This window comes from Nonomuraea solani (genome assembly GCF_900108335.1).
GTDB lineage: Bacteria > Actinomycetota > Actinomycetes > Streptosporangiales > Streptosporangiaceae > Nonomuraea > Nonomuraea solani.
Window position 1 is genome coordinate 98,244 of the sequence record NZ_FNVT01000013.1, and the last position, 21,660, is coordinate 119,903.

Sequence of the window (21,660 nt, forward strand, 5' to 3'; positions counted from 1 at the left end):
CGCTGCGCCAACTCGTGACTTAGTTTGGTGTCCATACCAACAAAGGTCAACCATTGACGTTCGAAGCGCTTCGAGTGCTCAGCGGGCCGCCAGTTCGGCCACCGCCGCCGCCACGACCTCCACCTCCTCCTCGGTGTTGTAGTAGTGGGGCGACAGCCGCAGGCACCACTCCACGTCCTTGTCGCCGAAGTCGAAGACCGCGAACTCGCGCAGGCTGAGCGCCGAGTTGATCTTCCGGTCGTCCATGGCCCGCTTGAACGGCCGCGGCTCCCAGCCCTCGATCGCGAACGTGACCAGCGCGGCCGGCTCGGGCCCCCGGTCGAGCAGGCGGACGCCCTTGACGCCGGCCAGGCGGTCGCGGAGGAGCGCGCCCAGGGCGGGTGTGCGCTTCGCGACCGGCTCCAGGCCGACCTCCAGCGCGTAGCGGGCGGCCGCCGCCGAGCCGAGCAGGGTCGCGTACGGGAACTCCCACTCCTCGAACCTGGCCGCCGTCTCGACCGGGCGGTAGCGGTCCGGCGCGGTCCAGCGGGCGCCGTACATGTCGATGAACAGCGGCTCGTAGCCCTCGCGCAGGATGCGGTCGGAGACGTACAGGAAGCCCGAGCCGCGCGGGCCGCGCAGGAACTTGCGGCAGGTGGCGGTGAGCAGGTCGCAGCCGATCGCCTCGACGTCGATCGGGTACTGCCCGACGGACTGGCAGGCGTCCACGAGGTAGATCAGGCTCTGCTCCCTGCAGTGCGCGCCGATCTCGGCCACCGGCTGGACGAGCCCGGAGTTCGTGGGCACGTGCGTGACGGCGACCAGGCGCGGGCGCAGCTTGCGCATGAGCGCCGCCATGGCCTCGACGTCCACGCCGGTGCCGTCGGGATGGTCGGGGGCGTGCACCACCTCGACGCCGAACCGGTCGCGCAGGGAGATGAACGCGATCTGGTTGGAGATGAAGTCGTTGCGGGTGGTGAGGATGACGTCGCCGCGCTCGAACGGGATGGCCGACAGCGCCTTGCTGTAGGCGTGCGTGGCGCTGCCGGCGAACGCGATGTTCTCCGGTCTGGCGCCGATCAGCTCGGCGATGGCGGTGTAGAAGCCGGCGACCTCCTTCTCCCGGGCCGCCGCGGCCTCGTAGCCGCCGATGTTCGCCTCCAGTTCGAGCTGGTCGAGCATCGTCCGCAGCACCGGCCGGGCGAGCAGGCCGGCGCCCGCGTTGTTGAAGTGAACGACCGACGCGCAGCCGGGCGTGTCCGCCCGCAGTGCCGCGACGTCGAGAAGCGTTTCCGCGCTCGGAATAAAAGCGCTACTCTGATCTCTCATGTACGAGAGTAGCAGTGCGGAAACGCTTCTCACCAGCCTGCGGTCCGAGGTCGCTGGGCTGGCACCGGGCGCCCGCCTGCCCACCAGCCGCGACCTCGTACGCCGCCACGGCGTGAGCCCGGTGACCGTGGCCCGCGCCTTCGCCGCCCTGGCCGCCGAGGGCCTGGTCGTGACCCGCCCGGGCAGCGGCACCTACGTGGCGCCCCGCCGCGCGCGCGAGGACGACGCACCCGGCGACACCTCCTGGCAGGCGGTCACCCTCGCCGACACCCGCCGGCCCGCCCCGCCCGTGGAGAACGCCCTTCCGGAGGCCCCTGCCGGCTCGATCTCGCTGGCGGGCGGCTACCCGCACCCGTCGCTCCAGCCCGGCAAGGCCCTGGCCGCCGCGCTGGCCAGGGCCGCCCGCCGCCCGGACGCCTGGGACCGGGCACCGGTGGCGGGGCTGCCGCCGCTGCGCGCCCTCTTCGCCAGGATGGCGGGCAGCGACGGCGGTGCCGGCGCGCTGGGGCCGGACGACGTGCTCGTCACGGACGGCGGCCAGGGCGCGCTGTCGCTGCTCTTCCGTGCGCTCGCCGCGCCGGGCGCGCCCGTCCTGGTGGAGTCGCCGACCTATCCGGGAGCGCTGTCGGCGGCGCGGGCGGCCGGGCTGCGGCCGGTCCCGGTGCCGATGGACGGCGACGGGATCCGTCCCGACCTGCTGGCCGACGCGTTCGCCATGACCGGAGCCCGCCTGCTCTACTGCCAGCCGTCCTGCCACAACCCGACCGGCACGGTGCTCGCCCCGGAGCGGCGCGGCCAGATCGTGGACGTGGCCCGCGCGGCGGGGGCGTTCCTGATCGAGGACGACTACGCCCGCCACCTGGGGCACGGCCGCCCGCTCCCCCGCCCGCTGATCGCCGGCGACCGCGACGGCACGGTGGTGCACCTCGCCACGCTGACCAAACCCAGCTCGCCGAGCCTGCGCATCGGCGCCGTGGTCGCGCGCGGCCCGGTGCTGCGCCGGCTGCGCGACCTGCGTTTCGTGGACGGTTTCTTCACCGCCCGCCCGCTCCAGGAGGCGGCGGTGGAACTGCTCAGCTCACCGGCCTGGGACCGCCACCTGCGGACGCTGTCCACGGCCCTGCGCGACCGCTGCGCGGCGCTGGCCGGCGCGCTGGCCGAGGAGTTGCCCGGCTGGCGGCTCGCCCGCCGCCCGTCGTCCGGCCTGCACCTGTGGGTGGAGCTGCCGGCCGGGCTCCAGGACACGGCCGTGGCGGACGCGGCCAGGGCGGCGGGCGTGCTCGTCAACGCGGGCAGCCGCTATTTCCCCGCCGAACCGGCCGCCGGCTGCCTGCGCCTGAGCTTCGCCGCCGCCGCGAACGTGGCAGAACTCCGCGAGGGAGTGCGCCGCCTCAGATCGACACTCCGGGCTGCATGAGCCGCCGGGCGGCCTCGGTGATCGAGCCCGACAGCGACGGATAGACCGCGAACGTGTGCGCGAGCTGGTCGACCGTCAGCCGCTGCTGCACGGCCACCGACACGGCCAGGATCAGCTCGGAGGCGCGCGGCGCCACCACGACCCCGCCCAGCACGATGCCGGTGTGCGGACGGCAGAACAGCTTCACGAACCCGTCGTTGAACCCCTGCATCTTGGCCCGGGCGTTGGTGGCCAGCGGCAGCTTGACCACGTTGGCCTCGATCTCGCCCGCCTCGATCGCGCGCTGGGCGACGCCCACGGCCGCGATCTCGGGGTCGGTGAAGATGTTGGAGGCCACCGTGGCCAGCCGCAGCGGCTGCACGGCCTCGCCGAGCGCGTGCCATACCGCGATCCGGCCCTGCATGGCGGCCACCGAGGCCAGCATCAGCACGCCGGTGCAGTCGCCGGCCGCGTAGACGCCCGGCGCCGATGTGCGCGAGACCTTGTCGACCTTGATGAATCCGCCCCGGTCGAGCTGCACCCCGGCCTCCTCCAGGCCGATGCCGGAGGTGTTGGGGATCATGCCGACGGTCATCAGCGCGTGCGAGCCCTCGGCCGTGCGCCCGTCCTCCAGCGTGACGACCACCCCGTCGGCGGTCCGCTTCACGGACGCGGCCCGGGAGCGCCCCATGACGTTCATCCCGCGCCGCCGGTAGACCTCTTCCAGCACCTCGGCGCCGTCGGCGTCCTCGTTGGGCATCATCCGGTCGCGGCTGGAGACCAGCGTGACCTCGGCGCCGAGCGAACGGTAGGCGCCCGCGAACTCGGCCCCGGTCACTCCGGACCCGACCACGATCAGGTGCTCGGGCAGCTCTTCGAGGTCGTAGAGCTGGCGCCAGTTGAGAATGCGCTCCCCGTCGGGCTCGGCCCCCGGCAGCACGCGCGGCGTCGCCCCGGTGGCCACGAGCACGACGTCGGCCCTGATGGTCCGGTCGCCCGCCCGCACGACCTGCGGGTCGACCAGCCGCCCGCGCGCCCTGACGATCTCGACGCCCTCGGCCTCGACCCGGGTCGCGATGTCGGCGGACTGCGCCTGGGCCAGCTCCTTGACACGTTTGTTGACCAGCGGCAGATCCACGCCGACCACCCCGGCGTCGCCGTCGGGCCCGCCGGAGAAGGCCACGCCCAGCGAGGACGCGTCGAGCAGGGCCTGCTTACGGACGGAGGTCGCGATCAGCGTCTTGGAGGGGACGCAGTCGGTCAGGACACAAGCACCCCCCGGGCCGTCCTGCTCGACCATCGTGACTTGCGCGCCTAGCTGAGCGGCCACCAGCGCCGACTCGTAGCCGCCTGGTCCGCCACCGATGATCACGATCCTCGTCACATCACCTATTGTCCCGCACGACGTGGACGAAGCTGCAACGGGGCCGGGACACGACCTTCTCCCGCCCGATTCCGATGGTCCGACCGAGCTGTTCAGCGTGACAGGATGGCGCGGTAGCTGGATGACGTGAAGCACCCGGCGAGAGGGGTGGACCGTGGCTTGGCTTTCGGATCAGCCGAAGAAGCCGAATGACCTCAGGCTTTATGCCGCGTACGGCACGAACATGGACCCTGAGCAGATGACCATGCGTGCCCCCCACTCACCGATCTGGGGCGTGGGCTGGCTCCAGGGCTGGCGCCTGACCTTCGGCGGCATGGACCTGGCGTGGGAGGGGGCCATCGCCACGATCGTGGAGGCCCCCGACGAGCACGTGTTCGTGGTCCTCTACGACGTGCCCGACTGGGAGGAGACCTCGCTCGACCAGTGGGAGGGCGCGGTCCGCGGCGCCTACCACAAGGTGCGGCTGCGGGTGCAGACGCTGGAGGGCGAGGTCGTGGCCTGGTTCTACGTGCTCGACGGCTACGAGGGCGGGCTCCCGTCGGCCCGCTACCTGGGCAGCCTGGCCGAGGCGGCCGAGCGGGCGGGCGCCCCCGACGACTACGTCAAGGAGTTGCGGGAGCGCCCCTGCACCTCATACGGCGGTTAACGCAGCGGCTGGTCCTTGGTCTCCTTGAGGACGAAGAGATAGACCAGGGTGGAGACGAGCGCCAGCGCCGACATATACCACGGGAAGAGCTCCGGCATCTTGGCCTCCTGCAGCGCGGTGCCGATCAGCGGGGCGGTGCCGCCGAAGAGCGCCACGGTCAGCGAATACGGGAACCCGGCGCCCGCCGCCCGCACGCGGGTCGGGAAGAGCTCGGAGTTCACGGCGGCCGAGATCGAGGTGAAGCAGCCGAGGAACACCATGCCGACGAGCTGCACGACCAGCAGGCTCCAGTAGGCGTCGCTGAGCATCCCGAGCAGCGGCACGGGCAGGATGAGGAACCCGAGCCCGAAGGTGATCAGCATCGGCCGGCGGCCGATCCGGTCCGACAACATGCCGAGCAGCGGCTGCAGGATCATGAAGAAGACCAGCGAGATCGTGCCGATCTGCAGCGAGTCCGCCTTGTCGAACCCCACGGTGATCTGCGCGTACGTGGGCAGGAAGCTGGTCCACGTGTAGTACGCCACGGTGCCGGCGATGGTGATGCCCACGATCGTGGCGGCCGACCTCGGATAGTGCTTGAGAAACTCGAAGAGCTTGGGCCGCTCGGCCTTGCCCTGCTGGATCTCCTCCGCGACGGCCGAGGTCTCGTCGGCGCCCTTGCGGATCCACAGGCCCACGAGGCTCAGCACCGCGCCCACCAGGAACGGGATGCGCCAGCCGTAGGAGTCCATGTCGGCCTTGACCAGCGTCGTGGCCAGCAGCGCCGCCAGCCCGGAGGCCAGGAGCTGGCCGATGGTGGTGCTGACGTACTGGAAGCTCGAGAACAGGCCGCGGCGGTTCGGCGGGGCCGACTCGACCAGGAACGTGGTCGCGGCGGCGAACTCGCCGCCCACCGACAGGCCCTGGATGAGCCTGGCGAGGGTCAGGATGATCGGCGCCAGGACGCCGACGGCCTCATAGGTGGGGGTCAGGCCGACGAGCAGGGAGCCCGCGCCCATCAGGATGATGGTGAACGTCATGGCGGCCTTGCGGCCGTAGCGGTCGGCGAACGCGCCGACCAGCAGGCCGCCGAGCGGGCGCATGAAGAAGCCCACCGCGAAGACGGCGAACGAGCTCAGCAGCGGCACGAGGCTGTTGCCCTCGATCTTCGGGAAGATCTGGAGGGAGAAGTAGGTGGCCAGGAAGGTGTAGGCGTACCAGTCGTACCACTCGACCACGTTGCCGATGCTGGCCGCCATCAACTGGCGGACGCGGCTCTTGGGGATGCCCAGGGGGGACTGAGCCACAGGGGAGGTAGCCACGTGGGCTCCTTTGCTGACAGGTGCGGAGATGGCTTACTGTGCATTCGGACGACCGAAACAGTCAAATATCTGAGCAGATATTTACAAACCCGACACAGAAACGGGTGCAGGTGGATGTTCTCGACCGGCGACTGGTCGCCGCGCTGCAAGTCAGTCCGCGCGCGTCGTGGGGTGAGATCGGCCGGGCGGTGGGCGAGCACGAACGCACGGTCGCCAGGCGGTTGCAGCGGCTGATCACCGAGGGCGTCGTACGGGTCACGGCCATCTACGACGACCTGCGCACCGGGCACGGACGACCGGTCCACCTGCACGTCCAGGTGCGTCCCGGGTCGGCGGCGCAGGTGGCCAAGGCGCTGGCCGACCGGCCCGACACGCGCTCGGTCTACTCCCTCACCGGAGCCGCGGACCTCGGCTGTGAGCTGGTCTCGCCCTCGCGCGAGGACCTGCACCGCATCCTGTCCTCGCAGGTCTCCGACATCGACGGCGTCGTACAGACGCAGACCCAGGTCGTGCTCCACACGTTCAGGACCGTCGCCGAGTGGCATGCCCCCTACCTCACCGAGCAGGAGATCGCCGAGTTACGGCCGGACCCGTTCCCCGAGGGCCTGCCCGATGAGGAGGGCCTGTCACCCCTGGAGCAGGAGATCGCCGAACTGCTCGCCGCCGACGGCCGGATCGCCTTCACCGCGGTCGCCGAACGGCTGGACGTCTCCGTGCCGACCGCGCGCCGCCGCGTCACCTCGCTGATCGAGCGGCGTCTGCTGCTGCCGCGCGCCGAGGTGGAGCCCGCGCTGCTCGGCCTGGAGGTCGAGGCCATGCTCTGGCTGAAGGTCCGCCCCCACGGCCTGGACCTGGTCGGCCAGCGGCTGGCCGCGCACCCGAACGTCCGTTACTGCGCGGCCACAACGGGCACGCATTCACTTATCGTGCAGGTGGTCGCGGCGCACGAGGCGGACCTCTACCGTTTCATGACCGGCGTCGTCGGCCGGCACGACGAGATCACCGACGTCGATCTCACCCTCATCACCCGCGCCTACAAGCGCGGTCACCTCCACAAGTCCGGACTGCTCACGCTGGATCACCATTGGGAGACAACGCCATGACACCCGCTGAGAAGGAAGTCGCCGACCTGTGCGTGGAGCTCATCCGCGCCGACAGCAGCAACTACGGGGACGGCAGCGGCCCCGGCGAGCGGGCCGCGGCCGAGGTCGTCATGGCCAGGCTGAGCGAGGTCGGGATCGATTCGACGTACATCGAGAGCGAGCCGGGCCGCGGCAACGTGATCACCCGGGTCGAGGGCTCCGACCCGTCGCTGCCCGCCCTGCTCGTGCACGGCCACCTCGACGTCGTCCCGGCCAACGCCGCCGACTGGTCGGTGGACCCGTTCGCGGGCGAGGTGCGCGACGGCTACATCTGGGGCCGCGGCGCCGTCGACATGAAGGACATGGACGCGATGATGCTGGCCGTGCTGCGCCAGCTCAAGCGCGAGGGGCGCAAGCCGCGGCGCGACATCGTCTTCGCCTGGGTGGCCGACGAGGAGGCCGGCGGCGTCTACGGCGCCAAATACCTCACCGCCCACCACCCCGAGCTGTTCGAGGGCGTCACCGAGTCGATCAGCGAGGTCGGCGGCTACTCGCTGGAGGTGGACCCGTCCCTGCGGCTCTACCTGATCGAGACGGCCCAGAAGGGCCTGGCCTGGATGAAGCTGACCGCCGACGGCACGGCAGGCCACGGCTCGATGCTCAACGACGACAACGCCGTCACCGAGATCGCCCAGGCGGTGGCCAGGATCGGTGCCCACGACTGGCCCCTCACCTACACCCCCACCGTGCGCCGGTTCCTCACCGAGGTGGCCGACGCCTTCGGCATCCCCTTCGACGAGGCCGACCCGCAGCCGGTCCTCGACCAGATCGGGCCTTTGGTACGGTTCGTCGGCGCGACGCTGCGCAACACCACCAACCCCACCCAGCTCAACGCCGGCTACAAGTCGAACGTCATCCCCGGCCAGGCCACGGCCGTGGTGGACGGGCGGTTCCTGCCCGGGTTCGAGGACGAGTTCTTCAAGACCGTGGACGGGCTGCTCGGGCCGAAGGTGCGGCGCGAGTTCGTGCACCACGACATCGCGCTGGAGACCACGTTCGACGGGGCGCTGGTGGAGTCGATGATCGCGGCGCTGAAGGCGGAGGACCCGGCGGCGCGGGCGATCCCCTACTGCATGTCGGGCGGCACCGACAACAAGACGTTCTTCGCCGATCTGGGGGTGCGCGGGTTCGGGTTCGTACCGCTGCGGCTGCCCGGCGACATGGACTTCGCGTCGATGTTCCACGGCGTGGACGAGCGGGTGCCGGTCGACGCGCTGCAGTTCGGCGTACGGGTCCTCGACAGGCTGCTCCTAAACTACTGAAGGTGACCAACGACGCATACACCCTGGCCGGCGAGGCCGCCGCGGCGCTGCGCGGCGCCGCCGGCCTCGACACCTTCGACGTGGCGCTCGTCATGGGCTCGGGGTGGGTGCCCGCCGCCGACGCGCTCGGCGAGACGGTGAGCGAGATCCCGTTCGCCGATCTGCCGGGCTTCCGCGCCCCGGCCGTGGCGGGGCACGGCGGCAAGATCCGCGTCGTGCGCACCCCGTCGGGCCGGCACGCGCTGGTCCTCCTCGGGCGCACGCACCTGTACGAAGGGCTCGGCGTGGACGCGGCGGTGCACGGCGTACGCACGGCGGCGGCGGCCGGCGTACGCACGCTCGTGCTGACCAACGCGGCCGGCGGCCTGCGCCCCGAGACGCAGAACGTCGGCGACCCGGTCCTGATCAGCGACCACATCAACCTGACCGGCGCCAACCCGATCACCGGCACCACGTTCATCGACCTCACCGAGGTCTACTCGCGCCGCCTGCGCGCGCTGGTCCGCGAGATCGACCCGAGCCTCGCGGAGGGCGTCTACGTCGCCTTCCGCGGCCCCACCTACGAGACCCCTGCCGAGATCCGGATGCTGCGCACGCTCGGCGGCGACATGATCGGCATGTCCACCGTCCTGGAGGCCATCGCCGCCCGCGAGGCGGGCCTGGAGGTGCTCGGCGTCTCGCTGGTCACCAACCCGGCGGCCGGCCTGTCCGGCGACCCGCTCAACCACGAGGAGGTCCTCGAGGTGGGCCGCACCACGGCCGCCCGCATGGGCGTGCTGCTGGCCAAGGTGGTGGACCGGCTGTGAGCCTGCTCCAGGAGGCCAGGCGGTGGCTGGCACAAGACCCCGACCCCGACACCCGCGCCGAGTTGTCCGCCCTGATCGAGCGCGAAGACCTGGCGGCCCTGGAGGAGCGCTTCGGGGCCAAGCTGGAGTTCGGCACGGCGGGCCTGCGGGGCGAGCTGGGCGCGGGCCCCAACCGGATGAACCGGGTCACCGTCATGCGCGCCGCCGCCGGCCTGGCCGCGGTGCTCGGCCCCGGCAAGCACGTGGTCATCGGCTACGACGCGCGGCACAAGTCCGACGTGTTCGCCCGTGACACGGCCGCCGTGCTGACGGGCGCGGGGCTGCACGCCTCGATCCTGCCGTCGCCGCTGCCGACGCCCGTGCTGGCTTTTGCCGTACGCCACCTCGACGCGGACGCCGGAGTGACCGTCACCGCCAGCCACAACCCGCCGCGCGACAACGGCTACAAGGTCTACTGGGGCGACGGCTCCCAGATCGTGCCGCCGATCGACAGCGAGATCTCGGCCGCCATCGACGCGGTGGGCCGGGTGGACGAACTTCCGCTCAACGCTCCCGGCACGCTGACGGAGCTGGGCGAGGGCATCGTCGACGACTACCTCGACGCCGTGACGTCCCTGCCGCTGGGCGAGGCGCGTGACCTGCGGGTGGCGTACACGCCGCTGCACGGGGTGGGCGGGGCGACCCTGACGGGCGCGTTCCTGGCCGCCGGGTTCGAGACGCCGATGGCGGTCGAGGAGCAGCGCAACCCCGACCCCGACTTCCCGACGGTCGCGTTCCCGAACCCGGAGGAGCCGGGGGCGATGGACCTGGCCGTCGCGCTGGCCGCCAAGCTGGACGCCGACCTGGTCCTGGCCAACGACCCGGACGCTGACAGGTGCGCGGTGGGCATACCACTGCCGGGCGGGGGCGTCCGCATGCTGACCGGCGACGAGATCGGCGGCCTGCTGGCCGAGCACGTCATCACCCACACCACCGGCGACCGCATGGTGGCCACCACCATCGTCTCGTCCACCCTCCTGTCCAAGATCGCCCAGGCCCACGACGTCCGCTACGGCGAGACGCTGACCGGCTTCAAGTGGATCATCAAAGCGGGCCCGGGGCTGGTCTTCGGCTACGAGGAGGCCATCGGCTACAGCGTCGGCTCGGACGCGGGCCTGCCGGTCCGGGACAAGGACGGGATCGGCGCGGCTCTGACGGTCGCCGCCATCGCCGCCACCGCCAAACGGCACGGCCGCACTTTGCTGGACCTCCTGGACGACCAGGCCCGCCGCTACGGCCTGCATGCGACGTCCCAGCTCTCGTTCCGCGTCGACGACCTCTCCTTGATCGCCGCCGCCATGCACCGCCTCCGCACCGACCCCCCGGCCGGCCTCGGTGGATATGCGGTCGAACGCGCCGACGACCTCAACGAGGGCGACGGCGGCCTGCCACCTACGGACGGTCTGCGCTACCGGCTGGCGGACGACGTCCGCGTGGTGGTCCGGCCGTCGGGGACGGAGCCGAAGCTGAAGTGCTACCTGGAGGTGGTCGTCCCGGTGACGGGCTCGGTCGAGGAGGCCAGAAGGCTTGGGGAGGAGCGGCTCAACGCCTTGAAGGCAGACCTGACCTCCCGGCTGGGGCTGTAGCGACCAAAGCCGGATGGCCCACACGTGGTCGTCTCACGACTGAGACCAACTGGAGGGGAATGGCACCTTTCATCGGCAGGCGCCGCGAACTCGCCGTTCTCAAGCGTGCCCTGAGATAGAGGAGATCAACACCTACGAGCGCCCCTTCTATCAGCGGGCCGCCGATGATCTGTGAGGAGTGGCCCAAGGGCGCCTCGCTCTGGACCTATCTGGAGCAGGCGGTCGAGGACCCGCTGTCGGCGCTGGTCGTGGGCGGCGAGCGGGCTCTCGCCGCCGAGTTCCCCCCGGAAGCCCATGCCCGTCAGATTCTGCACGCCATCGGTTCCGGGCAGCGTACGCACTCCAATATCGCGGCCGCCACCCAGGACATCCCGCGCGCGACCTGCGCTTCTGGATCCCCTTCATCTCGGCCCGCCTGACCGACATCGAACGTGGCCGCGGGGACAAGGTCCTGGAGCGGATCCGCCGTTCCTGGACCTCATGGCGGGGAACGGCCATCGAACCCCTGATTCAGGACTCCCTGCGCCGCATGGAGGGGTTGCCCGAGGGCACCAGCGCGATCGGGGGCTACTGGACGAGGACCAACCATCCCGAGATCGACCTGATCGGCGCCGACGGAGAACCCATCGCGAAGAAGATCACGATGGTGGGATCCGTGAAGTGGCTGGAGAACCGGCCCTTCGATGACCATGACCTGCGCGAACTGATCGTTCGTCAAGCACAGGTGCCGGGGGCCGACACCTCCACGCCGCTCTACGCCGTCTCGCGCAGTGGTTGCGGTGTGGAGGGTGTCAGGCACGTCACCCCGGAGGACCTGCTGGAGGTCTGGCGTTAGAGCAGGCGGAACTGCAGGTCGGTGTCCCAGTTGTCAGGGTCGGGCTCTTCCATGGGGTTGGTCTGGAAGAGCTCGAGGCGGCAGCCCCAGTGCTCGGCGCCGTCTCGCTCGCTCATGTCCCACTTGAGCCCCTGCTCCTGGGCCCACCGCAGCAGGTTCTCGGTGACGCCCATGAGCTGGTCGGGGTGGCCGTGGTGGGAGACGGTGGCGTAGCGGCCCGCCGGGAGGGTGGCGGCGAAGAGGTCGTCCTCGCCCTCCACCGGGGTCGCGACCGGCACGCCGGCCTGGACCACCAGGCGGTCGCCGGGCATGTCGATGCTGTCGTATCTGAGGAACGGCGCCCCCGCGGGGAACACGCCGCGGGCGGCGAGGCGGCCGATGATCTCGCCTATGCGGTCCGCCACGAGGCCGAAGGTGGTCATGGTGATGGTTCCGCGCACCCCGATGTACGGGCGTTCGGGGAGTTCGATGATTTCTGGCATGTGTGTTGCCTCCTTCACCCATCAGTACGGAGTGCGGGCTCGAAACTCATCGGCAACCCGAACAACGGGAACAACCCGGGATCCAGGTACGTGGTCTGCCCCGCGATCAGCCCCCCGGCCACCTCCATGACGACCAGGGCGAACGGCTCGCCGTTGAGGTACTGGCCGAAGGCCGGGCAGCCGTTGGCCCGCACCGGGACCAGGCGGGAGCCCGCGCACGGCGCGTCCGAGGCCAGCAGGACCGCGTGGACGGCCGCCCGGCCCCGCAGCCACCACGTGAACGGCGACATCGACGAGGTGGCGTCCTCGCGCAGCAGCGACACCAGCGTGTCCACGTCGTAGCGCTCGAACGCCGTGACGTATCGGGTCAGCAGGGCCTCGTCCACCTCCGCGTCGAGGGGCGCGGTCGCCGGGAGAGCGGCTCTGGCGCGTTGCAGGGCGCTGTTGACCGAGGCGACCGTGGTGGCCAGCAGGGTCGCCGTCTCGGCGGCGCTCCAGCGCAGCACGTCGCGGAGGATGAGCACGGCCCGCTGCCGGGGCGGCAGGTGCTGCAGGGCGGCCACGAACGCCAGACGTACCGTCTCCCGGCCCACCGCCACGTCCGCCGGGTCGAGGACGCGGGCGTCGGGGACGGGCTGGATCCAGCGCTCCGGCGGGAGCGGGACGCCCAGCGGGGCGCCGGGGGTCGCGGCCGGGCCCAGGTCCATGGCGCGGGCGCGGCGCTGCGGACCCCTGAGCATGTCCAGGCAGACGTTGGTGGCCAGGTGGAACAGCCACGCGCGCAGCGGGCCACGGTCCGGGTCGTAGGTGCGCCATGCCCTGACCAGCGCCTCCTGCACCGCGTCCTCGGCCTCGAAGCCGGAGCCGAGCATGCGGTAGCAGTAGCCGGTCAGCTCGGTGCGGTGCCGCTCCAGGTGCCGCTCCAGGTTTCGCTCCGGGTTTCGCCCCACGTTTCGCTTCAGGTCGAGCTCCATCATGCGGCGGGGACCACCTCGATCTGGAGCTCCGTGACCCATTCGTCCCGGTCGTCCGGGCAGTGCAGGGAGATCTCCCTGGCCAGGTCGCGGTAGCGGAAGCCGTTCTCCTCGATCCAGTGGGCCAGCGTCTGGAACGTCGGCCCCGCCGCCTCCATCGAGCCGTGGTGGATGATCGTGGCCGCCGTCTCGATAGCCGGCAGGTCCAGCACCTCGAAGTCGTGGCCGCCGGGCGTCACGGCGGCCGGCAGGCAGGCGTGCACCATGACCGAGCCGTCGTCCTCGGGCAGGTAGTAGGCGATGCCGGGGCCGGTGACGCGCACGGCGGCGGCCTCCACGCGCCGGCAGAGCTCCACGAACAGCGGGCCGATGACCGGGCCGATGTCCTGGCTCTCGTAGCTGGCCGCCCTGGCGCTGAGCTGGGCGACCCTGACCGGGTCGACCCGTTTCAGCACGACCTCCGCCGTCCTCATGTGCCCCTCCGTCTCGATCGTACGCAGCCGCGCCTCGACGCTGCGCAACCTCGCCAGGTCGGCGCTGATCTGGGCTTCGAGCTGGGCGCGGCGCAGGCGTACCATGCCGTGCAGCTCTTCCGTGCTCACCTTCTCGTCGAGGATCGTCCTGACCTGCTCCAGCGTGAAGCCGAGGTCCTTGATGGCGACGATGCGGTTGAGCCGGGACAACTGCTCGGCCTGGTAGGACCGATAGCCGCTGACCGGGTCCACGTGCGCGGGGCGCAGCAGGCCGATCGCGTCGTAGTGCCGGAGCATCCGTACGGACACCAGCCCCAGCCTGGCGAAATCTCCGATGCCGAACATGTCACCTCAAGATGTACGGGCTGACACGGTGTCAGAGTCAACCTATGGCGATTTTGGATGACTTGGGGTAATTTGCGACCAAGAGGTGCGACCGAACGTTCGGTAGGTGACACATGGATGCGAGTGAGCGGATCAGGACGGCGGCGGTGCTGCTGTTCGCCCGCCAGGGGTACGCCGCCACGAGCATCAGAGACCTCGGCAGGGCGGTCGGCATGACCAACGCCGGGATCTACCACCACGTATCGAGCAAGGAAGCCCTGCTGGCCGACCTCATGCGCGTCGCCCAGCGCGGCGTGACCGAGGCCACCGAGCGCATGCTGACCCCCTTCGACCGCCCGGCCGACCGCCTCGGCGTGCTCATCAGCTCCCTCACCGCCATCCACGCCCGCAACCCCATGACCACCCGCGTCATGGACGGCGAACTACGCTCCCTGACGCCCGGCTCGGCCGCCCACGACGAGATCATCGCGCTGCGGGACGCGTACGAGGAGCACTGGAAGCGTGCCCTCGCCGACGGGGTGGCCGAGGGCACGTTCCGCGTCGCCGACCAGAAGCTGACCCGGCTCGCCCTGATGTCCATGTGCACCGGCACCAGCGAGTGGTACCGCCCCGACGGGGCCTCCACGCTGGAGCAGGTGTGCGCCGAGTTCGTCACGATCGGCCTGGCCGCCGTCCGCGCCCCCGCCCAGGCCGTCGCGACAGCCGATTTCTCCCTGTTGCCCGAGTACCCATGGGAGCCGCCGGATGAATGACACGATTCCCGAGCTGATGCGGCACGCCGCCCGTACGTACGGCGACCGCGAATTTCTCCGCTTCCCCGACGCTTCCCTGACCTTCTCGGACGCCGACGCGCGGTCCGACCGCCTGGCCGGGGCCCTGATCGACAAGGGCGTACGGCCGGGCGACCGGGTGGCGATCATGATGGACAACGTGCCCGGCTGGCCGCTGAGCTGGCTGGCGATCCTGAAGGCGGGCGCGATCACCGTGCCGGTGAACGTCCGCTACCGGGCGGCCGACCTGGAGCACGTCCTGCGCGACTCCGGCGCCGTCGCGACGATCACGACGAACGAGCACGCGCCGCACATCCCGGGCACCGTGCACACCCTCGACTCGCTGAGCGGCGGCACCGCTCGGAACGTTCCGGTCAGGAACGACGATGTCGCGAATTTTCAGTACACGTCGGGGACGACGGGCTTTCCCAAAGCCTGCATGCTCACCCACGACTACTGGCTCAGAACCGCCCAGGTCGTCGTGGACGAGATCGGCCTCCGGGACGACGACGTCTTCATGATCGCGCAGGCGTACTCCTACATGGACCCCCAGTGGGTCACCCTGGTGTGCCTGATGGGCGGCATCCCCCTCGTGGTGCTCCCCCGCTTCTCCGCCTCCGGCTTCTGGGCCTCGGCCAGGGAGCACGGCGCGACGCTCACGTACGTACTCGGCACGATGCCCCTTCTGACCCACAAACAGCAGCCCCGCCCGGACGACCGCGACAACCGCATGCGCCTCGTGCTCTGCTCCGGCATCCAGCCCGCCCTGCACCGCACGTTCGAGGAGCGCTGGGGCGCGCCCTGGCGCGAGCTGTACGGCTCCACGGAGAGCGGCTGCGACCTGATGGTGCCCGTGGCCGCCGGGGAGACGGTCGGCACCGGCGCCATGGGCGTGGCGCCGCCGGGCAAGGAGGTGGTGATCGACGAGGAGACCGGCGAGATCCTCATCAGGGGCGTCCCCATGATGAAGGGCTACTGGAACCACCCGGAGGCCACCGCCCACGCGTTCCGTGGCGGCTGGTACCACACCGGCGACCTCGGCGTCCGCGACGCCCACGGCTACATCCGGCACGCCGGGCGGATCAAGGACATGGTGCGCAGAGGCGGCGAGAACATCTCGTGCGCCGAAGTGGAGAGCGTGCTCACCCAGCACCCGGCGGTCCTGTCGGCGGCCCTGGTGCCCATCCCCGACGAGCTGTTCGGCGAGCTGCCCAAGGCGTTCGTCCAGCTCCGCCCGGGTCATGAGGCCACCGCCGAGACCGTGGCGAGCGTGATCGAGCACGCGCGGAGCCGGCTGGCCCGCTTCAAGCTCCCGGCGTACGTGGAGTTCGTCGAGGAGTTCTCCCTGACCCCGTCGGCCCGCATCGAGAAGCGCCACCTCCTCACCCCCGGCCGCGACCAGCGCGCCGCCCCCGCCATCCCGGTCGACAAGGAGCAGACATGATCGACGTGACCGAACGCGACGGCGTGGCCGTGATCACGCTCGCCCGCCCCGGCAAGCTCAACGCCCTCACCACCGCCATGCGCGTCGACCTGGCGGCGGCCGTACGCGAGCAGGGGGCACGCGCCAGAGGCGTCGTGGTCACCGGCACGGGCCGGGCGTTCTCGGCCGGCGAGGACATCGGCCAGGCCCTCGGCCTGTCGCTGGTCGAGGAGGTGGAGACCTTCCACGACATGACCAGGGCCGTGCTGGAGACGCCGGTCCCGGTGGTGGCCGCGCTCAACGGCCTGACCGTGGGCGGCGCCGCCGAGTGGACGCTCGGCTTCGACGCCCGCATCGGCACTCCGGCGACCGAGTTCTTCCTGCCGGAGAACCACCTCGGCCTGTCGATCTCGAACGCCTCCAGCTACCTGCTCCCCCGCCTGGTCGGCGCGAAGGCCCTGCGACTGGTGCTCGACTCGGCCCGGATGGGCGCTGACGACGCCCTCGCCCTCGGCCTGCTGGACGAGATCGTCGCCCCTGAGGAACTGCTGGCGGCGGCGATCGCCCGGGTGCACCGCTGGAGCGCGCCCGGCACCGCCACGGCCGTCCACCTCGCGCTGCTGCGGCCGTCACTGGCGGAGGTCGAGCGTGCCTTCGCGGCGGAGACGGAGGCGGCCGGGCGGGTGGAGGCGTCGGGCCTCGCCAAAGCCGGCATGACCGCCTTCGTCAACCGGCCCCGGCAATGACCACTCGTCCCCGCCGCAGTGCGGCGGGGGTCGTACACAAAGCTAGGCGACGACGATCGACGCCACGACCAGCACCACCGCCACGGCCAGCACCGCGATCGCGTCATAGGCCCAGGTGACCCGGACCGGCGCCGCCGTCTCGTCGCGGCGCCGGGCCGACTCGGCGCGGTCGCGGATCTGGTCGGCCACCCAGTCGGCGTGCGTCTTGCCCGCGAACGCCTCCACCGCCGCCTGCTCGGACCTCGACAGCGTCGGCTCGGTCTTGAAGCGCCCCCGCTCCACCTTGGGCACGCCGCGCCGTTGCGCCCTGGCCCGCTCTCTGGCGCTGCTCATCGGCGTCCACAGCCGCAGCACCCGCTCCTCGCCGTGGCGGACGTTGATGGAGTGGGACACCGTCACGTCGTCGATGGCGGCCCAGGGCAGGAAGGTCGTGCGGAACGGGTTGCGCCCCACCAGCCCCTCCTCCGTGAACACGGTGGCGGGACGCAGCGCCACCGCGTAGACGAGCGCCGTCAGCACCCCGAGCACGGCCAGCGCCACCAGCGACGACTTGCCGCTGTAGCGCGCGATCAGGTCATAGACGTTGAAGGCCACGAACGCGATCCACACCCACGCCATGACGTATGCGGTCCTGGCCCGGTAGGTCTGCTTCACGGCTGCCACTTGATCTGCGCGAACCCGGGCTTGATGACGCCGTTGATCAGCGCCAGCCGCTCGTCGAAGGGCAGGAACGCCGACTTCATCGCGTTGACGGTGAACCACTGCAGGTCGTCCCAGCCGTAGCCGAACGCCTCGACCAGCTTGTGGAACTCCAGCGACAGGCCGGTCGAGCTCATCAGCCGGTTGTCAGTGTTGACGGTGACCCGGAAGTGCAGCCGCCGCAGCAGCCCGATGGGGTGGTCGGCGATCGACGCGGCGGCGCCGGTCTGCAGGTTGGACGTCGGGCACATCTCCAGGGGGATCCGCTTGTCGCGGACGTACGCCGCCAGCCGCCCCAGCTTCGCCGACCCGTCGTCGGAGACGGAGATGTCGTCGATGATACGCACCCCGTGCCCGAGCCGGTCGGCGCCGCACCACTGGATGGCCTGCCAGATCGACGGCAGCCCGAACGCCTCGCCCGCGTGGATGGTGAAGTGGGCGTTTTCCCGCTGCAGGTATTCGAACGCGTCGAGGTGTCGGGTGGGCGGGTAACCCGCCTCGGCCCCGGCGATGTCGAACCCGACGACGCCGCCGTCGCGGTAGCGCACCGCGAGCTCGGCGATCTCCCTGGAGCGCGCCTGGTGCCGCATGGCGGTGAGCAGCGTGCCGACACGGATGCCGCGCCCCGCCGAGCCCTGGTCGAACCCGTCGAGCACCGCCTCCACCACCTGGTCGAGGCTCAGCCCGTTGGTGGTGTGCTGCTCGGGCGCGAAGCGCACCTCGGCGTAGACGACGCCGTCGGCGGCCAGGTCTTCCGCGCACTCGGCGGCCACGCGCACCAGCGACTCGCGGGTCTGCATGACCGCGACCGTGTGGTCGAAGGTCTCCAGGTAGCGTTCGAGCGAGCCCGAGTCGGACGCCTCCTCGAACCACACGCGCAGGTCGTCGGGATCGGTGGTGGGCAGCCGGCCGTAGTCGGTCTCCCTGGCCAGCTCGACGATCGTCTCGGCGCGGAGCCCGCCGTCGAGGTGATCGTGCAGCAACACCTTGGGAGCCCGCCGGATCTGGTCAAGCGTGGGCCTCATCTCGCCATGATATGAGTACCGCGCCGCTACGGCTCAGTCACGCCCGGCACTTTCCGGCGAGAACGCCGGCAGGCACACCGCGACGTAGTCGGCGCCCTCGGGACCGGCGCTGTAGCGCACCTTCTCACCGGGGTGGGTCACCAGCGACTGGCCGGCCGTCACCTCGGTCGTGCCCTCGGCGTGTTCGACGATCACCGTGCCGCGCAGCACCACGGTGTACTCGGTGAACGACGGCGTCTGGGCCGGCTCCTCCCAGCCCGGCGGCGCGGACATGTGGGCGATGGAGATCTCCTCGTCGCCGCTGCTCACCCGGCCCACGTGCTCGTCGATGAGCTTGCCGCCGGGGACGGGGATGCGGGCCGGTGCCTCGATCTTTCTGACCACGACGTCAGTGTGCCACGTCGATGACGAGCCGGTTCGGCTCGCCCTGCTCCTTGAGCTGGAACGCGGCCTGCCTGGCCAGCACCAGCCCGATGCCGACCCGGCCCTCGAAGTCGCCGGTCCTGACGACATGGGTGAGGTTGCCCAGGTTCGCAGCGTAGACGGGACCGCCGTCCCAGGTGGAGACGCCCTCGTCGTCGTGGGCGTTGGCGGGGAAGAGCGTCAGTTGCAGGTATGCGCCGCCGTGGACGTCGATGGGCTTGCCGGAGCCGTCCTGGACGAACTCGTCCACCCATTTCACGCTATATCCCGGGATAGCGCCCTTGAGGTCGACGACGAGGCGGTCGTACGTCCCGTGGGCGGCGTACCGGACGGCCGTCACGACGGCGGGCTCGATGCCGGAGCGGTCGACCTCCACCTCGGCGGTGCTCGTGGGGGTGTCGGGAGCGGGCGAGCTCTGCGGCAGGGCGGCCTGCCGGGCCGTGCCGCAGGCGGTGAGCAGGGCGAGACAGACGAGCGGGACGGCCACGCGGGCGGGCGCGGAGAGCGAGCGCATGCCCAGTAGATTCCCAGCTCACGGGCCTGCAAGCGGCCGAAAACACAACGAGGGCCCCGCCGGCTTCTGCGGGGCCCTCGCTGTCGAGCCGATCAGACGGTCTCGTAGACCTTCACGTTCTCCGGCTCGGCGGTCACGGCCTTGCGGGCGCGCAGCCCGGTGGCCGAGATCGCCAGGCCGACCAGGGCCAGGACCAGCGACACGACGATCGCCGCGCGCAGCGAGCCGATGGACAGGGTCTCACCGCCGGAGGTGAGCACGGCGGTCACCACGGCCAGCACGATCGCGCCGCCCACCTGCCCGGAGGTGTTGAGCAGGCCGGAGGCCAGCCCCTGCTCGTCGTCGTCCACGCCGTTGGTGGCCTGGATGTTCAGCGAGGGGAACGACAGGGCGAACGCGATGCCCAGCAGGATCATGCCGGGGATCACCATGCCGCCCAGGCTGGGGGTGCTGTCGATGCCGAGGAAGATCGCGTATCCGCCGGCCAGCGCGGCGGCGCCGACGACGATCAGCTTGCCGGTGCCGAACCGGTCGGCGAAGTCGCCCATCTTGGTCGAGGTGAGCGCGACGAGGAGTCCGGCCGGCAGGAACGCCATGGCGGTGCCGAGCGCGGACCAGCCGAGCATGTTCTGGAAGTACTGCATGGCCACGAACTGGAACGACACGTACGAGCCCATGAGGATGAGCAGCCCCAGGTTGGCCCGGACGATGTGCCCCGAGCGCAGGATGCCCAGCCGCACCAGCGGGTGGCGCGTCCGCAGCTCGGCGAAGACGAACAGGCCGAGCAGCGCGGCGACGCCGGCCAGGGAGCCGATCGTCTGGAGCGAGGCCCAACCGGCCTCCGGCGCCTGCACGACGGTGAACACCAGCAGCAGCATCGAGGCCGTGATCGTCACGGCGCCGACCAGGTCGTGACCGCCCTCGGCCCGGTCCTCCTTGCCCCGCGGGAGCACCTTCAGCGCGGCGATCAGCGCGATGATCGCGACGGGGACCGGCATGAGCAGCGTCCACCGCCAGCCGATCTCGGTGAGCAGACCGGACAGCACAAGGCCGAGCGAGTAGCCGCTGGCGCCGCAGGCGGTGAAGATGCTCAACGCCTTGTTGCGCTCAGGCCCCTCGGGAAAAGTCGTCGTGATGATCGACAACGCCGCCGGTGCGGTGAAGGCGGCGGCCACACCCTTGATGAACCGGGCCGCGATCAGCAGCCCCCCGTCGTCCACAACACCACCGAGCAACGACGCCACGGCGAAAACACCCAGTGCGACCAGGAAAACCCTGCGCCGCCCGAGCAGATCGGCGGTCCTGCCCCCGAGCAACAGAAGACCGCCATAGCCGAGCACGTAGCCGCTGACCACCCACTGCAGAGAAGAGGTAGTAAGGCCCAGGTCGTGCTGGATGGCCGGGAGGGCGACGCCCACCATCGAGACGTCCAGGGCGTCAAGGAAGATCACTGCGCAGAGCACGGCGAGCGCGCCCCAACGGGATGAGGAAGAGGACATGAGTCAGAACAATACATGCACTCACATCTAATGCAAGCGCATTTAATTCCGTTGCATCAATTTTATCGAGGTGGTAACCTCCGCGTCATGGACGAGCAGTTCGTGGTGGACACCTGGCACTACGTCCTGGCCAAACACGCCAAGGCCATGTGCATGCTGGAGCGCGAGCTGGGCGATCGGCACGGGCTGGGGCCCAGCGAGTTCGAGGTGCTGGATCGGATCGTTCATCACGACAGGAAGCTGCGCATTCAGGAGCTCTGTGACGAGGTGCACCTGAGCCAGAGCGCGCTGTCGCGGGTGGTGGCCCGGCTGGAGAAGTCGGCGCTGGTGTCGCGCGGGGTGTGCGACTCGGACCGGCGGGGCGTGTTCGTCTGCATCACCGACGCGGGGCGGGCCCGGCACTCTGAGGCGTTGCCCACGCAGCGGGCGGTCCTCACCGAGATCTTCGCCGACGCCCCGGCCCTGTCCCGCTGAGCTTTCGGGGACACCGCTGGAAGTCCCGCGCCACCGACCGGGCTGAGGTCCCGTTGTGACGGGCGGGCGGCTGTTGGCGCGGCCCGCCCATCGGCCAGGGCTTGCAGG

General features: G+C 70.8%; 23 protein-coding genes. 12 read left to right on the top strand and 11 right to left on the bottom strand.

Translation table 11 applies throughout. From position 1 onward, the window contains the following. Nucleotides 1-78: 78 nt before the first annotated feature. Nucleotides 79-1,308, bottom strand: coding sequence for an aminotransferase class V-fold PLP-dependent enzyme (locus C4V41_RS37275; protein ID WP_103960706.1), 1,230 nt, complete (start codon nucleotides 1,306-1,308; stop codon nucleotides 79-81). Here C4V41_RS37275 and C4V41_RS37280 point away from each other — a divergent pair. After that, the gene (locus C4V41_RS37280) at nucleotides 1,307-2,725 is read left to right on the top strand and encodes an aminotransferase-like domain-containing protein (protein WP_103960707.1); all 1,419 of its coding nucleotides are present in this window, start codon (nucleotides 1,307-1,309) and stop codon (nucleotides 2,723-2,725) included. The genes C4V41_RS37275 and C4V41_RS37280 overlap by 2 nt on opposite strands. On the opposite strand, the gene C4V41_RS37285 is transcribed toward C4V41_RS37280, so the two are convergent. Continuing rightward, nucleotides 2,700-4,088: an NAD(P)H-quinone dehydrogenase gene (locus C4V41_RS37285; RefSeq protein ID WP_103960708.1), complete on the bottom strand. Its 1,389-nt coding sequence runs from the start codon at nucleotides 4,086-4,088 to the stop codon at nucleotides 2,700-2,702. The genes C4V41_RS37280 and C4V41_RS37285 overlap by 26 nt on opposite strands. A 154-nt stretch (nucleotides 4,089-4,242) precedes the next feature. Between C4V41_RS37285 and C4V41_RS37290 the strand changes: the two genes are divergently transcribed. Beyond that, nucleotides 4,243-4,734 (top strand): gamma-glutamylcyclotransferase, encoded by a 492-nt coding sequence (locus C4V41_RS37290; protein ID WP_268808732.1) that lies wholly within the window; start codon nucleotides 4,243-4,245, stop codon nucleotides 4,732-4,734. Here C4V41_RS37290 and C4V41_RS37295 read toward each other — a convergent pair. Beyond that, nucleotides 4,731-6,035, bottom strand: a complete 1,305-nt coding sequence (locus tag C4V41_RS37295) for an MFS transporter (protein ID WP_235030619.1) — start codon at nucleotides 6,033-6,035, stop codon at nucleotides 4,731-4,733. The genes C4V41_RS37290 and C4V41_RS37295 overlap by 4 nt on opposite strands. Before the next feature lie 104 nt (nucleotides 6,036-6,139). Between C4V41_RS37295 and C4V41_RS37300 the strand changes: the two genes are divergently transcribed. The 6 genes from C4V41_RS37300 to C4V41_RS64595 all read left to right on the top strand — a co-directional run bounded on the left by C4V41_RS37300 (nucleotide 6,140) and on the right by C4V41_RS64595 (nucleotide 11,705). Then, entirely contained in the window at nucleotides 6,140-7,138 is a 999-nt protein-coding gene (locus tag C4V41_RS37300; RefSeq protein ID WP_235030620.1) for an Lrp/AsnC family transcriptional regulator, read from the top strand. Beyond that, nucleotides 7,135-8,439: a M20/M25/M40 family metallo-hydrolase gene (locus tag C4V41_RS37305; RefSeq protein ID WP_103960710.1), complete on the top strand. Its 1,305-nt coding sequence runs from the start codon at nucleotides 7,135-7,137 to the stop codon at nucleotides 8,437-8,439. Before C4V41_RS37300 ends, C4V41_RS37305 begins: the two co-directional genes overlap by 4 nt. A gap of 2 nt (nucleotides 8,440-8,441) precedes the next feature. Then, complete coding sequence (locus C4V41_RS37310; RefSeq protein WP_103960711.1) at nucleotides 8,442-9,245, top strand: purine-nucleoside phosphorylase; 804 nt, start codon at nucleotides 8,442-8,444, stop codon at nucleotides 9,243-9,245. Next, nucleotides 9,242-10,870, top strand: a complete 1,629-nt coding sequence (locus tag C4V41_RS37315) for a phospho-sugar mutase (RefSeq protein WP_103960712.1) — start codon at nucleotides 9,242-9,244, stop codon at nucleotides 10,868-10,870. Before C4V41_RS37310 ends, C4V41_RS37315 begins: the two co-directional genes overlap by 4 nt. A gap of 164 nt (nucleotides 10,871-11,034) precedes the next feature. After that, on the top strand, nucleotides 11,035-11,289 hold the full coding sequence (locus C4V41_RS64590) for a hypothetical protein (protein WP_235030644.1): 255 nt from the start codon (nucleotides 11,035-11,037) through the stop codon (nucleotides 11,287-11,289). Between the two features lie 32 nt (nucleotides 11,290-11,321). Next, nucleotides 11,322-11,705 (top strand): DUF234 domain-containing protein, encoded by a 384-nt coding sequence (locus C4V41_RS64595; protein WP_235030642.1) that lies wholly within the window; start codon nucleotides 11,322-11,324, stop codon nucleotides 11,703-11,705. On the opposite strand, the gene C4V41_RS37325 is transcribed toward C4V41_RS64595, so the two are convergent. The 3 genes from C4V41_RS37325 to C4V41_RS37335 are packed head-to-tail and all read right to left on the bottom strand — an operon-like array spanning nucleotide 11,702 to nucleotide 13,979. After that, on the bottom strand, nucleotides 11,702-12,187 hold the full coding sequence (locus tag C4V41_RS37325; RefSeq protein ID WP_103960713.1) for a GyrI-like domain-containing protein: 486 nt from the start codon (nucleotides 12,185-12,187) through the stop codon (nucleotides 11,702-11,704). The genes C4V41_RS64595 and C4V41_RS37325 overlap by 4 nt on opposite strands. 14 nt (nucleotides 12,188-12,201) lie before the next feature. After that, nucleotides 12,202-13,164 (bottom strand): sigma-70 family RNA polymerase sigma factor, encoded by a 963-nt coding sequence (locus C4V41_RS37330; protein WP_327537496.1) that lies wholly within the window; start codon nucleotides 13,162-13,164, stop codon nucleotides 12,202-12,204. Then, nucleotides 13,161-13,979 (bottom strand): MerR family transcriptional regulator, encoded by an 819-nt coding sequence (locus C4V41_RS37335; RefSeq protein WP_103960715.1) that lies wholly within the window; start codon nucleotides 13,977-13,979, stop codon nucleotides 13,161-13,163. Before C4V41_RS37335 ends, C4V41_RS37330 begins: the two co-directional genes overlap by 4 nt. 113 nt (nucleotides 13,980-14,092) lie before the next feature. On the opposite strand from C4V41_RS37335, the gene C4V41_RS37340 reads away from it, so the two are divergent. Genes C4V41_RS37340 through C4V41_RS37350 form a run of 3 tightly spaced genes read left to right on the top strand, consistent with a single transcriptional unit; the run spans nucleotide 14,093 to nucleotide 16,918 of the window. Then, nucleotides 14,093-14,731 carry a TetR/AcrR family transcriptional regulator gene (locus tag C4V41_RS37340; RefSeq protein WP_103960716.1) on the top strand — a complete coding sequence of 213 codons (639 nt, stop codon included), beginning with the start codon at nucleotides 14,093-14,095 and terminating at the stop codon, nucleotides 14,729-14,731. Continuing rightward, entirely contained in the window at nucleotides 14,724-16,193 is a 1,470-nt protein-coding gene (locus C4V41_RS37345) for an AMP-binding protein (protein WP_235030621.1), read from the top strand. The genes C4V41_RS37340 and C4V41_RS37345 overlap by 8 nt, the downstream gene beginning before the upstream one ends. Next, nucleotides 16,190-16,918: an enoyl-CoA hydratase/isomerase family protein gene (locus tag C4V41_RS37350; protein ID WP_103960717.1), complete on the top strand. Its 729-nt coding sequence runs from the start codon at nucleotides 16,190-16,192 to the stop codon at nucleotides 16,916-16,918. Before C4V41_RS37345 ends, C4V41_RS37350 begins: the two co-directional genes overlap by 4 nt. 42 nt (nucleotides 16,919-16,960) lie before the next feature. Here C4V41_RS37350 and C4V41_RS37355 read toward each other — a convergent pair whose 3' ends face one another. The 5 genes from C4V41_RS37355 to C4V41_RS37375 all read right to left on the bottom strand — a co-directional run bounded on the left by C4V41_RS37355 (nucleotide 16,961) and on the right by C4V41_RS37375 (nucleotide 21,078). Further along, on the bottom strand, nucleotides 16,961-17,572 hold the full coding sequence (locus C4V41_RS37355; protein ID WP_103960718.1) for a PH domain-containing protein: 612 nt from the start codon (nucleotides 17,570-17,572) through the stop codon (nucleotides 16,961-16,963). Continuing rightward, nucleotides 17,569-18,642: an adenosine deaminase gene (locus tag C4V41_RS37360; RefSeq protein ID WP_103960719.1), complete on the bottom strand. Its 1,074-nt coding sequence runs from the start codon at nucleotides 18,640-18,642 to the stop codon at nucleotides 17,569-17,571. The genes C4V41_RS37355 and C4V41_RS37360 overlap by 4 nt, the downstream gene beginning before the upstream one ends. Before the next feature lie 33 nt (nucleotides 18,643-18,675). Then, a complete protein-coding gene (locus tag C4V41_RS37365) occupies nucleotides 18,676-19,026 on the bottom strand; it encodes a cupin domain-containing protein (protein WP_103960720.1) in 351 nt (116 codons plus the stop codon). Between the two features lie 4 nt (nucleotides 19,027-19,030). Further along, the gene (locus C4V41_RS37370) at nucleotides 19,031-19,579 is read right to left on the bottom strand and encodes an AMIN-like domain-containing (lipo)protein (RefSeq protein ID WP_103960721.1); all 549 of its coding nucleotides are present in this window, start codon (nucleotides 19,577-19,579) and stop codon (nucleotides 19,031-19,033) included. Between the two features lie 92 nt (nucleotides 19,580-19,671). Beyond that, nucleotides 19,672-21,078, bottom strand: coding sequence for an MFS transporter (locus C4V41_RS37375; protein ID WP_103960722.1), 1,407 nt, complete (start codon nucleotides 21,076-21,078; stop codon nucleotides 19,672-19,674). Between the two features lie 87 nt (nucleotides 21,079-21,165). Between C4V41_RS37375 and C4V41_RS37380 the strand changes: the two genes are divergently transcribed. Next, nucleotides 21,166-21,552: a MarR family winged helix-turn-helix transcriptional regulator gene (locus tag C4V41_RS37380; protein WP_103960723.1), complete on the top strand. Its 387-nt coding sequence runs from the start codon at nucleotides 21,166-21,168 to the stop codon at nucleotides 21,550-21,552. Nucleotides 21,553-21,660: the final 108 nt, after the last annotated feature.

Coding starts and splice junctions, on each gene's coding strand:
- C4V41_RS37280 (WP_103960707.1), top strand. CDS start 1,307: ATGTACGAGAGTAGCAGTGCGGAAACGCTTCTCACCAGCCTGCGGTCC.
- C4V41_RS37275 (WP_103960706.1), bottom strand. CDS start 1,308: ATGAGAGATCAGAGTAGCGCTTTTATTCCGAGCGCGGAAACGCTTCTC.
- C4V41_RS37305 (WP_103960710.1), top strand. CDS start 7,135: ATGACACCCGCTGAGAAGGAAGTCGCCGACCTGTGCGTGGAGCTCATC.
- C4V41_RS64590 (WP_235030644.1), top strand. CDS start 11,035: ATGATCTGTGAGGAGTGGCCCAAGGGCGCCTCGCTCTGGACCTATCTG.
- C4V41_RS37325 (WP_103960713.1), bottom strand. CDS start 12,187: ATGCCAGAAATCATCGAACTCCCCGAACGCCCGTACATCGGGGTGCGC.
- C4V41_RS37330 (WP_327537496.1), bottom strand. CDS start 13,164: ATGATGGAGCTCGACCTGAAGCGAAACGTGGGGCGAAACCCGGAGCGA.
- C4V41_RS37335 (WP_103960715.1), bottom strand. CDS start 13,979: ATGTTCGGCATCGGAGATTTCGCCAGGCTGGGGCTGGTGTCCGTACGG.
- C4V41_RS37340 (WP_103960716.1), top strand. CDS start 14,093: ATGGATGCGAGTGAGCGGATCAGGACGGCGGCGGTGCTGCTGTTCGCC.
- C4V41_RS37345 (WP_235030621.1), top strand. CDS start 14,724: ATGAATGACACGATTCCCGAGCTGATGCGGCACGCCGCCCGTACGTAC.
- C4V41_RS37350 (WP_103960717.1), top strand. CDS start 16,190: ATGATCGACGTGACCGAACGCGACGGCGTGGCCGTGATCACGCTCGCC.
- C4V41_RS37360 (WP_103960719.1), bottom strand. CDS start 18,642: ATGAGGCCCACGCTTGACCAGATCCGGCGGGCTCCCAAGGTGTTGCTG.
- C4V41_RS37370 (WP_103960721.1), bottom strand. CDS start 19,579: ATGCGCTCGCTCTCCGCGCCCGCCCGCGTGGCCGTCCCGCTCGTCTGT.
- C4V41_RS37375 (WP_103960722.1), bottom strand. CDS start 21,078: ATGTCCTCTTCCTCATCCCGTTGGGGCGCGCTCGCCGTGCTCTGCGCA.
- C4V41_RS37380 (WP_103960723.1), top strand. CDS start 21,166: ATGGACGAGCAGTTCGTGGTGGACACCTGGCACTACGTCCTGGCCAAA.